Annotated in this window: 9 protein-coding genes, 2 tRNA genes and 6 pseudogenes; all 17 read left to right on the forward strand. The window is 36.0% G+C overall.

The features are described from left to right. The first annotated feature begins 42 nt into the window (after positions 1–42). The 17 genes and pseudogenes from JCM13188_RS20985 (at position 43) to JCM13188_RS21000 (ending at position 12381) form a co-directional block, all read left to right on the forward strand. Positions 43–471 (forward strand): hypothetical protein, encoded by a 429-nt coding sequence (locus JCM13188_RS20985; protein WP_369404963.1) that lies wholly within the window; start codon positions 43–45, stop codon positions 469–471. A gap of 53 nt (positions 472–524) precedes the next feature. Next, the gene (locus tag JCM13188_RS20990) at positions 525–860 is read left to right on the forward strand and encodes a hypothetical protein (RefSeq protein WP_369404964.1); all 336 of its coding nucleotides are present in this window, start codon (positions 525–527) and stop codon (positions 858–860) included. A 248-nt stretch (positions 861–1108) separates the two neighbouring features. Beyond that, a pseudogene (locus JCM13188_RS19105) lies at positions 1109–1309 on the forward strand (DUF951 domain-containing protein); the annotation flags it as partial. Between the two features lie 169 nt (positions 1310–1478). Further along, positions 1479–2579, forward strand: a complete 1101-nt coding sequence (ychF, locus tag JCM13188_RS11260; RefSeq protein WP_054754139.1) for a redox-regulated ATPase YchF — start codon at positions 1479–1481, stop codon at positions 2577–2579. A 128-nt stretch (positions 2580–2707) separates the two neighbouring features. Beyond that, positions 2708–2998 (forward strand): 30S ribosomal protein S6, encoded by a 291-nt coding sequence (gene rpsF, locus JCM13188_RS11265; protein ID WP_054754141.1) that lies wholly within the window; start codon positions 2708–2710, stop codon positions 2996–2998. 12 nt (positions 2999–3010) lie between these two features. Continuing rightward, positions 3011–3501: pseudogene (gene ssb / locus JCM13188_RS11270) on the forward strand (single-stranded DNA-binding protein). A gap of 31 nt (positions 3502–3532) precedes the next feature. Beyond that, entirely contained in the window at positions 3533–3757 is a 225-nt protein-coding gene (gene rpsR, locus JCM13188_RS11275) for a 30S ribosomal protein S18 (RefSeq protein WP_054754142.1), read from the forward strand. 232 nt (positions 3758–3989) lie between these two features. After that, entirely contained in the window at positions 3990–4865 is an 876-nt protein-coding gene (locus JCM13188_RS11280) for a YybS family protein (protein WP_279401755.1), read from the forward strand. Between the two features lie 29 nt (positions 4866–4894). Then, positions 4895–6869: pseudogene (locus JCM13188_RS11285) on the forward strand (DHH family phosphoesterase). Next, positions 6866–7310, forward strand: a pseudogene (gene rplI / locus JCM13188_RS11290) (50S ribosomal protein L9). Before JCM13188_RS11285 ends, rplI begins: the two co-directional pseudogenes overlap by 4 nt. Before the next feature lie 42 nt (positions 7311–7352). Beyond that, positions 7353–8708: a replicative DNA helicase gene (gene dnaB, locus JCM13188_RS11295; RefSeq protein ID WP_054754157.1), complete on the forward strand. Its 1356-nt coding sequence runs from the start codon at positions 7353–7355 to the stop codon at positions 8706–8708. A 205-nt stretch (positions 8709–8913) separates the two neighbouring features. Then, a pseudogene (locus JCM13188_RS11300) lies at positions 8914–10027 on the forward strand (adenylosuccinate synthase). Between the two features lie 25 nt (positions 10028–10052). Beyond that, on the forward strand, positions 10053–10202 hold the full coding sequence (locus JCM13188_RS19110) for an adenylosuccinate synthetase (RefSeq protein WP_279401756.1): 150 nt from the start codon (positions 10053–10055) through the stop codon (positions 10200–10202). A 153-nt stretch (positions 10203–10355) separates the two neighbouring features. After that, positions 10356–10432, forward strand: a tRNA-Asp gene (locus JCM13188_RS11305). A 26-nt stretch (positions 10433–10458) separates the two neighbouring features. After that, positions 10459–10534, forward strand: a tRNA-Phe gene (locus tag JCM13188_RS11310). 305 nt (positions 10535–10839) lie between these two features. After that, complete coding sequence (locus JCM13188_RS11315) at positions 10840–11898, forward strand: LysM peptidoglycan-binding domain-containing protein (protein ID WP_054754147.1); 1059 nt, start codon at positions 10840–10842, stop codon at positions 11896–11898. Beyond that, positions 11895–12381 (forward strand): annotated as a pseudogene (locus JCM13188_RS21000) (M23 family metallopeptidase). Before JCM13188_RS11315 ends, JCM13188_RS21000 begins: the two are co-directional and overlap by 4 nt. The last annotated feature ends 21 nt before the right edge of the window (positions 12382–12402 follow it).

Here is a 12402-nt window from a genome sequence, read left to right on the forward strand (position 1 = left end):
ATATGGCGTCGATTAAAAAGATATACATAAGGGGTTGAAGGGATGATAGGTGGTTTTAAATGGATTGGTCTTATAGTGGCTACCATGATTGGTGCTGGTTATGCTTCTGGAAGGGAAATTTGGGAGTTTTTCGGGCATGAAAGTGGTCTAGGTATTTTATTATTTACCATTATGTTTATCATAAGTTGTGTTGTAGTCCTTACTATAAGTTACGAATTAAAATCTGAACATTATTTACCTGTGTTACAAACATTAGTGGGGAAGAGGTTTGCGCACTTTTATGATTGGGGTATTCTATTATACTTATTTACGATGTTGTTTGTTATGATCTCTGGAAGTGGGGCAACGTTACATATACTAGAATTTCCTTATTTTATTGGTGTCGTATTAATGATTGTTTTGCTAGTTGTCGTTATACCGTATGGAATGGGCGGAATCCTATCTATTAATCGTTTTTATTACCGATGTTAATACTAGGACTAGCAGTTGTTCTTATTGTATTTATATATCAAGAAAAGGTTCCATTGATTTATCAATATGTGGAACAATCTAACTGGGTGTCATCTGTTCCATTTACTTCGCTAAATGTTGTTCCATTAATTGCAGTCATCGGTGCGATTGGTAAAGAAATTGAAAGTAAAACAGAAATTTATGTGGCTAGTATTGGCAGTGGACTGATCCTAGGGACTATGTCTTATATTTACAATATAAGCTTAATCCACGTTTCCGATCAGTTGTTTTTTTATGAAATCCCGTTATTTGCGATACTAAATGGTTATCCTATTCAAATGTTTTTATTATGTCAGTATTATTATGGTTTGCTATATATACAACGGCCATCACTAGTTTATTTGGATTGATTGCTCGAGTAAAAGAATACTTTAAGTGGAGTAAAGGAGTCGTGGGGGTATTATTAATATTAGCAGCGGTTCCATTCACTCTAGTTGGATTCTCAAACTTAATTAGTTATTTATATCCTTTATATGGCTTGATTAATATATACGTATTAGCTATGATTTTATTGTTTCCAATAATTAAACGAGCTAGTGAACGAAAAAATTTGATAAAATATTCTTAGAAGACTTATTGATAGAAAGGGATGGTGACAATGGTTGATCAAAACTACGATTTAAATGATATTGTAGAAATGAAAAAACCCCATCCGTGTGGTGCTAATGAGTGGAAAATAATACGTATGGGGATGGACATTCGTATTAAATGTCAAGGATGCAACCATAGTGTGTTAGTACCTAGAAAAATTGAAAAGAAACATAAAAAAAATTATTCAAAAAAGCAAGCTAAAAAAAATGTTTCACGTGAAACATTTTTTAATTTTCTAGTCATTTTTGTTCAAACAGAGGCAAATAGGCCTTTGTTTTTTATTTTCTTAATAACTTGTGTTTTTACTTTCATAAATCTATAATTGTTATGGACTAATCTTGTTAGGTTGGGTACGGAATTGAAGGAGTGTTAGATTAATGTCATTAACTGCAGGAATAGTTGGTTTACCAAATGTGGGTAAATCAACGTTATTTAATGCGATTACGCAAGCTGGTGCTTTGTCAGCAAACTATCCATTCGCAACAATCGATCCGAATGTTGGGATTGTTGAAGTGCCAGATCATCGTCTTCAGACGTTAACGGAGATGGTAAATCCTAAGAAAACGGTGCCAACTTCGTTTGAGTTTACAGATATTGCAGGAATTGTAGAAGGTGCAAGTAAAGGTGAAGGCTTAGGAAACCAATTTTTATCTCATATCAGACAAGTTGATGCAATTTGTCACGTCGTTCGTTGCTTTGAGGATGAAAATATCACGCACGTGTCTGGTCATGTAGATCCTATTTCAGATATTGAGACGATCAACTTAGAATTAATTTTAGCCGACCTAGAGACCATTATGAAACGCTATGATAAAGTAGCGAAATTGGCTAAGCAGAAAGTGAAAGATGCTCAATATGAGTTTGAGATATTAGAGAAGTTGAAGGACGCTTTTGAAAATGAGAAGCCAGCACGCGCAATAGAATTTACAAAAGAACAAGAGAAATATGTAAAACAGCTACATCTACTAACAATAAAACCTATTTTATATGTTGCTAATGTTGGTGAGGATGAGTTATTAGATGTAGAAGATAATGAAAACGTTCAAAAAGTAAAAGAATATGCCGCGAACGAAGGGGCAGAAGTCATTGTTGTTTGCGCTAAAGTGGAATCAGAGATCGCCGAATTAGAAGGTGAAGAGAAAGAAGAATTTTTACAAGAGCTTGGCATTGAGGAATCAGGATTAGACCAATTGATTAAAGCTTCATATAATATGTTAGGTTTAGCAACTTACTTCACAGCTGGTGAGCAAGAGGTTAAAGCTTGGACATTTAGAAAAGGTATGACAGCTCCACAAGCAGCAGGGATTATTCACTCTGATTTTGAACGTGGGTTTATCCGTGCTGAAACGGTTTCTTATAATGATTTAGTAGAAGCAGGTTCGATGGCAAAAGCGAAGGATGCAGGTAATGTTCGCTTAGAAGGTAAAGAATACATCGTTCAAGATGGCGATGTTATTCACTTCCGTTTTAACGTGTAACGATTGGGTCAAATTAATAGTTGTTTAATAAGTGTATATTTGATATAATACTTATTGTGAGTAATTAGATTTACTCCTTGCTCCATATCAAATATGGGGCCGCAAAGTCCAAGAGGAGGTGAAGACGGATGACAAAATACGAAATTATGTATATCATCCGCCCAGATGTTGAGGAAGAAGCTCGTAAAGCTGAAGTTGAGCGTCTTCACAGCGTGTTAACTGATAATGGCGCGGAGATTACAAATGTTGATGAAATGGGTCAACGTCGTCTTGCATATGAAATTAATGACTACCGTGATGGTTATTATGTTGTTGTTAATTTCGAAGGCGATTCTACTGCAGTTGATGAATTCGGTCGTACAGCGAAGTTCTCTGAAGACGTACTTCGTCACATGGCAATTCGCGAAGACGATCAATAAGGAGTGTTTGATGTGTTAAACCGAGTTGTATTAGTTGGAAGATTAACCAAAGACCCTGATTTACGTTACACGCCAAATGGAGTAGCAGTTGCGAACTTTACTGTAGCTGTCAATCGACCTTTTTCTAACCAGCAAGGGAACCGTGAAGCAGACTTCATTAACTGTGTTATTTGGAGACGCCAAGCTGAAAACCTTGCGAACTATATGAAGAAAGGTAGTATGATTGGTGTTGACGGTCGTATTCAAACACGTAGTTTTGATGGGCAAGATGGGAAGCGTGTTTTTATCACTGAAGTGGTCGCTGAGAGCGTTCAGTTCTTAGAGTCGAAAGGATCATCTCAAGGTGGACAAAACATGCAAGGAAATCCAGCACCAAACACATCAAACCAAGGGTCACCAAATCAAAATCAAGGTGGATTCAATCAATCTCAACAAGATGATAACAATCCATTTGCTGAAAAGGTGAGCCGGTAGATATATCAGATGACGATCTACCATTTTAATCAATCATTGTAATCAAAGGAGGGTTATCACATGGCACGTCGTGGACGTAAGCGTAGAAAGGTGTGTTATTTCAAGTCGAACGGAATTACACACATCGACTATAAAGATATTGATTTATTAAGACGTTTCGTTTCTGAGCGTGGTAAAATTTTACCTCGTCGTGTAACAGGAACTTCTGCAAAATATCAACGTAAATTAACTAAAGCAATTAAACGCGCTAGACAAATGGCTTTATTACCATATGTTAGCGAATAATAAATACTAGGAGGCAATGCTTATAAGCGTTGCCTCTTTTTCATTATAAAAATCGGTATAAAACCATGGCTGTTTTCTTTTGCTTAAACATATGATTGAGCATAAAATGATGTAAAATAATAATATTAGGTAAGATAGATTAGTTTTAAAGTTAGAGGTGCACATATAATCATGAATTCTTCCAACGCAACAAAGATGGCATCATGTATGGGGCAATATATTTAGTCTTATTATTGGTAGCTTTTTTGTACCAGTCTTAAGCATCTTCATCCTATTTACATTACCTATACCATTTTTAATTTATACTTATAAGCATGAGTTAAGTCATTCAGTCATCATGTTTGTGATCACGATGACGATTAGCTCAATCTTTCTGCTATATATATCACTTCCGCTCACTTTATTAATGGGGTTAGGCGGTAGTGCAATCGGATATGGATTGAAGCAAAAACGCAAGTCATATGAGACATTGGCATTAGGTACACTTGGTTATTCAGTCGGAATCGTACTGGTCTATGTTCTCAGCCAGTTTTTCTTTCAAGTCAATTGGTCTCAAGAGATTCAAAATGCTATTGATGAAAGCTTGCAGACTTTTACTTCGTTCTACGACCAAGTCGGTGAGTTATCTGAAGAGGATTTAGAGCTATACCGAGAACAGATGTATTTGATGATTTACAAAATACCATCTATGATTGTGATAGCGGGTTTAGCCTTTGCTTGGATTACCCAGTGGTTAGGTCATAAAATCATTAATAAAATGGAAGGAGATAAGCTAAAATTTCCTCCATTTAGAGAATTTTCATTACCAGTATCATTGATTTGGTATTATTTTGCGGGAGTCATTCTGTTATTAATATTCCCATCACCAGAAGATTCAATGTTTTTAGTAGCGGATAATTTAACCACATTAGCTGGAGTATTATTAGCTTTACAAGGTTTATCTTTCATCTTTTTCTTAGTGCACGTTAAGAAATGGCCAAAAGTCGTACCTATGATTGTAGTCATTTTATTTATTATCCAGCCAATATTACTTCTTTATCCACTAAGAATATTAGGTATAATTGATTTAGGATTGCAACTAAGAGGTCGACTAACGAAGAAGAAATAAAGTCGATCGATTGGGAGATGAGTTCATTTATGAATGACGTTAAGGAATTAACGGAGAACAAAAGTATATGGCTCTTGTATGGTTTAGCCGGAGTCTTAACCATTATTGTGATTTATTATCAATGGTTAATTGGTTCGGTATTAGCTTTAGTTCTCGCTGTTTTAATGTATATTACTTATAGAACGGAAGCTTTAATTAAACAACGTACTGAAAATTATATTTCAACGTTGTCTTACAGAGTTAAAAAAGTTGGCGAGGAAGCCTTATTGGGCATGCCTTTTGGAATAATTCTCTTTAATGAAGAGTTTCAAATAGAGTGGGCTAACCCATTTATGAATGATTATTTTGATAGTGAACGTTCATTAATTGGGGAAGATCTAAGTGATTTTTCAGAAGCCCTTGAATTAGCTGCTAAAGATGAAGAAGATGAGAAGTGGATTACACTTGGTGAGCGTCGTTTTTCAAGCTATTATAAAAACTGAAGAGCGCTTGGTTTATTTATTCGACCGCACGGAACAAATTGAGTTAGAGACTCTACATGATAACGAACGTACCATATTAGGAGTTATTTTCTTAGATAACTATGAAGAATTAACTCAGGCAATGGACGATACCTCAAAAAGTCATTTGAACTCAGAGGTTACGTCAATTTTAAATAATTGGTCGAATGATTATGGAATCTTTTTAAAACGGACGTCACAAGAGCGGTTTATCGCTGTCATGAATAAAGAGATTCTAACGCAGCTTGAGAAGACTAAATTTGAAATTTTAGATGAAGTAAGGGAACTGATTTCTGATCAGAATGTCCCGTTAACGTTAAGTATTGGTATTGGAAGAGGTACAACGGACTTGCCTGAACTAGGTGATTTAGCCCAGTCAAGTCTTGACTTAGCGTTAGGACGTGGAGGGGACCAGGTAGCGATAAAAGATGATACTGGTCGCGTTAAATTCTATGGTGGTAAAACGAACCCAATGGAAAAACGGACCCGAGTACGTGCTAGAGTTATTTCACATGCATTAAGAGAATTGGTGCGGGAAAGTGAAAAAGTTCTTATTATGGGTCACCAAACACCAGATATGGATTCGATCGGTTCATCGATTGGTATTTTAAAACTGGCTCAACAGAATGGAAAGAAAGGGTATGTTGTTTTTGACCCTGATGGAGTTAATACTGGTGTTCATCGATTAATGGATAAGATTGGTGAGCATGAATCTTTAAAAGATTGGTTTATCACTCCAGATGATTCATTAGATATCGTTACGAAAGATACCTTGATCGTGGTTGTTGATACGCATAAACCTTCCATGGTCATGGAAGAACGTTTGTTAAATAAAACTGAGCATATTGTGGTGATTGATCATCATAGAAGGGGAGAAGAGTTCATTGAAGAACCGACCCTTGTTTATATGGAGCCTTATGCTTCATCGACAGCTGAACTTGTAACTGAGCTATTAGAGTATCAAGATGGACCACTTAAATTAGATGTATTAGAAGCAACATCCTTATTAGCTGGAATTACAGTAGATACTAAATCATTTACTTTAAGAACAGGGTCTCGTACATTTGATGCAGCATCCTATTTGCGTTCAAAAGGTGCAGATACTGTGTTGGTACAGAACTTATTAAAAGAAGATTTAGATGTCTATGTAAGACGTAGTGAGCTTGTAAAAAATGCGACAGTATATCGAGAAGGAATCGCGATCTCGAAAGGTTTACGGGATGAGAATTACGGCGCGATTATTATTGCACAAGCTGCTGATACACTCCTTACCATGAGTAATGTAAAAGCATCATTTGTCATTGCTAAACGTCATGATGGTAAAATAGGTGTAAGCGCTCGTTCATTAGGCGAAATCAATGTACAAATCATTATGGAGAAAATGAACGGGGGCGGGCATTTAACCAATGCAGCTACACAGCTTGAAGATACCACCCTTGAACAAGTCGAAGAGCAACTTAGAGGGATCATTGAAGAGTACTTTGAAGGAGGGGACGAAGAATGAAAGTAATTTTCACAAAAGATGTAAAAGGAAAAGGTAAAAAGGAGAAGTTAAAAACGTGTCAGAGGGTTATGCACGTAACTATCTTCTAAAAAATAATTTAGCCGTAGAAGCAACAAAAGGCAACTAAAACAGCTGGAAGGTCAAAAGCAAAAAGAGAAAGAAAAAGAACAGGAAATACTTAACGATGCTAAGATATTAAAAGACCAACTTGAAGATATGACAGTGGAACTTACGGCGAAATCTGGTGATGGTGGACGATTATTTGGATCTGTCACCAGTAAACACATCGCTGATGACTTAAAGAAAAACCATAACATTAAAATTGATAAAAGAAAGATTGAACTGGACGATCCGATTCGTAATCTAGGCTATACAAATGTACCAGTAAAACTCCATCCAGATGTAACTGCAACGCTAAGAGTACATGTTAAAGAAGTCTAATTGGAATTGTTCCGCGTTAAAGGGGGAACCGATGTGTCAGATATGATCGCACAGGACCGAACACCACCGCATAATATTGAAGCTGAACAATCTGTATTAGGCGCCATTTTTCTTGAACCTAGTGCTATTGTACAAGCTTCTGAAATATTAGAGTATGACGACTTTTATCGAGTTAGCCACCAGAGGATTTTTGAAGTGATGGTTCGGTTAACAGATAAAGGGGAGCCAATTGATCTAGTTACGGTCATGAATGAGTTAAGAGAACAAGAGCTGCTAGAAGAGGTAGGCGGGGTAACGTATTTAACTGAATTAGCTGAATCTGTTCCTACAGCAGCAAACTTAGAATATTACGCTAAAATTGTTGATGAGAAGTCAGTACTTCGCCAAATCATTTCGACAGCAACAGGCATTGTGACTAAATCATTTGAAGAGAAAGATGATCTATCAGAACTGATTGATTATGCTGAGAAATCAATCTTAGATGTGTCTCAACAAAAAGCATCAGGAAAGTTCCGTAATATTAAAGACGTTCTCATAAATGTTTATGATAATATCGAGCAGCTTCATCACCAAAGTGAAGAAGTAACTGGTGTACCAACAGGATTTAAAGATTTAGACCATATCACGTCTGGATTTCAGAGTAACGATTTAATTATTATCGCAGCAAGACCGTCTGTTGGTAAGACTGCATTCGCATTAAATATTGCGCAAAACGTGGCGATCCATGCACAAGAGAATTGTGCGATCTTCAGTTTGGAGATGGGCGCTGAACAGTTAGTCATGCGTATGTTATGTGCTGAAGGCAATATTGATGCACAGAGACTAAGAACGGGAAGCCTGCAAGAGGAAGACTGGGGTAAATTAACCATGGCAATGGGTAGTTTATCTGACGCAGGAATTTATATTGATGATACACCTGGTGTTAAAGTAAGTGAAATTCGTTCAAAATGTCGCCGTCTTAAACAAGAATCAGGCTTAGGGATGGTATTAATCGATTATCTACAATTAATCCAGGGAAGCGGATCTAGCCGTGAAAACAGACAGCAGGAAGTATCTGAAATTTCTCGTCAGCTAAAAGCATTGGCACGTGAATTAGAAGTTCCAGTCATCGCGTTGTCACAGCTATCACGTGGTGTAGAACAAAGACAAGATAAACGACCAATTATGTCTGACATTCGTGAATCAGGAAGTATTGAGCAGGATGCAGATATTATCGGGTTTTTATATCGTGATGATTATTATAATGATGATACAGAGAAAGAAAATATCATTGAAATTATTATTGCTAAGCAAAGAAATGGACCAATTGGAACTGTCGAATTAGCTTTTGTTAAAGAGTACAACAAGTTCGTCGATTTAGACCGAAAATATAATGAAGCGGATATTCCGCCTGCTTAGATATTTAAGCTAACACCGATTGTGACTATAAAGTCATATCGGTGTTTTTTGTTTGATCATGAAAAACCTCTATTTAAGATGAATGAAAAAACGTACAAAATACTAAAAATTTATATCAATGTTCGTCATTCATTGAATAAAAGTTAATTTGCTGATAAAATAACCTTTGGATTAAAGTTATTTCTTAATATTAGGAGGTCCTCATATGACAACGGCAGTAATAATTGGGACACAATGGGGCGACGAAGGTAAAGGTAAAATTACAGACTTTCTCGCTAGACAAGCCAATGTAGTAGCTCGGTATCAAGGTGGCGATAATGCTGGACATACTATTCAGTTTAAAGATCAAACGTATAAACTTCATCTGATTCCATCAGGTATATTTAATCCAAATAAAGTGTGCATCTTAGGAAATGGTATGGTCATTAATCCTAAGAAATTACTAGAGGAGATGAATTATGTTAAAGAAAGTGGCATGCCTGTTGAGCAATTAAAGATTAGTAGTAGAGCACATGTCATTATGCCATATCATATGGAACTAGATCGCCTTCAAGAAGAAGCCAAAGGTAAAGAAAGACAGATTGGTACTACTAAAAAGGAATTGGACCAGCCTATTCTGATAAAATCAATCGAATGGGCATTCGAATGGCTGATTTATTAGAGCCAGATACGTTAGAAGGAAAAATCAAGTATCAAGTTGAAGAGAAAAATATTTGGTTTGAAAAAGTTTACAATCATACGCCAGTAAATGTTGAAGCTGTTTTAAATGAATATTTAACATATGGGGAAGCTCTTAAGTCATATATTGTGGAAACTTCTATCGAATTAGAAAAATCAATAGAAAGAGGGAACCACGTTTATTTGAAGGGGCTCAAGGGGTGATGTTAGATATTGATCAAGGAACGTATCCTTATGTTACATCATCTAACACATCTGCAGCTGGTGTAGCTACAGGAAGTGGGGTAGGGCCAAATCAAGTTCATAAAGTTGTTGGAGTGTCAAAAGCTTACACGACTAGAGTTGGGGATGGACCGTTTCCAACAGAGTTACATGATGAAGTAGGAGAACAAATTAGAAGAGTTGGCCATGAATATGGTACAACCACAGGCCGAGCTAGGCGTGTTGGGTGGTTTGATACAGTTGTGGTTAATCATGCTAAACGAGTGAGTGGTTTAACTGATTTATCATTAAATTGTCTAGATGTGTTAAGTGGATTAGACCAAGTCAAAATCTGTGTGGGTTACGAGCTAAATGGAGAGATGATTCAATATTACCCTGCAAGCTCTAAAGAATTAAAAAAATTGCAAGCCAGTATATGAAGAGTTACCTGGATGGAGTGAAGACATAACTCACGTCAGAAGGTTTGATGAATTACCTGAAAACGCCCAAAAATACCTCAGACGTATTGAGGAGTTAATCGGGGTTCAAATTTCAATCTTTTCAGTAGGTCCAGATCGCGAACAAACAATTGTACAGAAAGAAATTTATAACTAAATAACAATTACAAGCTAGGCACGTAAACGACCTTACGTGCCTAATGTCATAATTATATGAAAAATGAAACTTTAAGTTTTTTATAGAAATAATTAAAAGAAGCTTGTCAAATTGTTTATTACTGTGATAATATTAACGCTGTCCGCATCAATTGGTCCGGTAGTTCAGCTGGTTAGAATGCCTGCCTGTCACGCAGGAGGTCGCGGGTTCGAGTCCCGTCCGGACCGCCATTTAAGTAAAGCAATCTAATATTCACGGCTCGGTAGCTCAGTCGGTAGAGCAACGGACTGAAAATCCGTGTGTCGGCGGTTCGATTCCGTCCCGAGCCACCACTAATAAGCACAGACGATCTGTGTTTTTTCTTTTATATAACAGATTTAAATTTTTACTTTACAGGTATATTACAGAAGTTGCAATTATTCAGAATATTACTATTTAAACAGTGTCATTTTACACTATAAGTTTCAATTTAAACAGAGTAATTTCAAATATTTTCTAGATTCTATACAAGTTGTTTACAATATGCTACTAAAGGTTTAATTTAATATTTTCCTTATGGTAGATTATATATGTGTATACGAGATGTATTAAGAAAGTTTCAAGAGTAGATATAAGTCGTTTTTTGGAGGAAATGGTCGTGAAAAAGATATTTGGGAGAGTCAAACGAGGCCTGAGTAAGTTTAAAGACTTATCGATGGTCAAGAAAACACTAATTATTACTTGTTTAGGCACAGGGGTTGCCTTTGGAACAGTATATGCAGATTCAATAGATAAAAGTTTCTTAGAAGTTCATCACGTATATGTTGATGGAGAACATGTTGGAACGGTTAAAGATGTAGAGAGTGTTAAAAGTTTTGTAGAATCTAAATTAGATTCTGAAGAACAAAATTATGATGGTATAGAGTTAATGCCAGAACAAAAGATTGATTATGTTGGAGAATTAGTCTTTTCTACTAAAGATGAGACGAAAGAAGTTAAAAATCATTTAGATGAAGTGTTATCGTTTAATGCTACTGCTATTAAGCTCCAAATGAAGGATCAAGTAATTGGATATGTTGGTAATCTAAATGAAGCCAATAAGGCAATTAACAATGTAGTTAATAAATATCTACCAAAAGAACTTAATCAGGAAATTCAGTTTCTGAAAATGAAAGAAGATCAAATTGTATCTCCAATATTAGAACGAGTTCCTTCAGATATTGCTAAGAATCAAACAACAAAGGAACAGAAAAAAGAAAAAGAGGATTCTAAACTCACTTTAAATGATGGTTCGGTTGTACTTGATATAGGATTAACTGAAAATCTTAAAGTTGTAAAAGAAGGCGTCAATCCTACTAAACTACTATCAGTAAAACAGCTACAAAAAATGCTGGAACGTGGTACAAAAGGGGAAGCAATACATACCATTAAGGAAAACGAAGTGCTAAGTCAAGTAGCATCGAAGTATGATTTATCTGTACAAAAGTTAATGGATATGAACCCTGATATTAATGAAGACTCAGTTGTTCAAGTAGGTCAGAAAGTTAAGGTTGAAGCTGATAAGCCATTTATTAATGTAAGCTACACAGTTGAAAAATCAGAGAAAGAATCAATTGATTTTGAAACAAAAACTAAGAGTACGGATTCATTATTCAAAGGTCAAACAAAGATCAAGCAAAAGGTGAAAAAGGTAAAAAGAAAATTACCTATCGTATAACAACTAAAAATAATGAAGTAGTTAAAAAGAAAAAAATTGATGAAGAAGTTGTAAAAGAACCTACAGAGGAAATCGTTTTAAAAGGAACGAAAGAGGTTCCGTCTAGAGGAACTGGCCAATTTGCTAAACCAACTGTTGGTGGTTTTATCACTAGTAACATGGGTAGCCGTTGGGGAAGTTACCACAAAGGAATTGACATTTCAGGTGTTAGTAACAGAACGATTAAAGCTGCTGATAATGGTACTGTAACGTTTGCTGGTTATGATGGAGCTTATGGTTATAAGGTTGTCATTAATCACAATAACGGACTAAAAACGATGTATGCCCACATGAATAGTCTTAGCGTAAATAGCGGTCAAACGGTGCAGCGCGGACAAAATTGGTGTGATGGGCAGTACCGGAAGGTCCACTGGAGTTCATTTGCATTTCGAAGTTTATAAAAATGGTGCTCGAGTAAATCCTACGAGCTACGTTAATTATTAAGTGTTTAAACCTCTAGCAAAC

Source organism: Piscibacillus salipiscarius JCM 13188 (assembly GCF_001311865.1).
Classification (GTDB): domain Bacteria; phylum Bacillota; class Bacilli; order Bacillales; family Alkalibacillaceae; genus Piscibacillus; species Piscibacillus salipiscarius.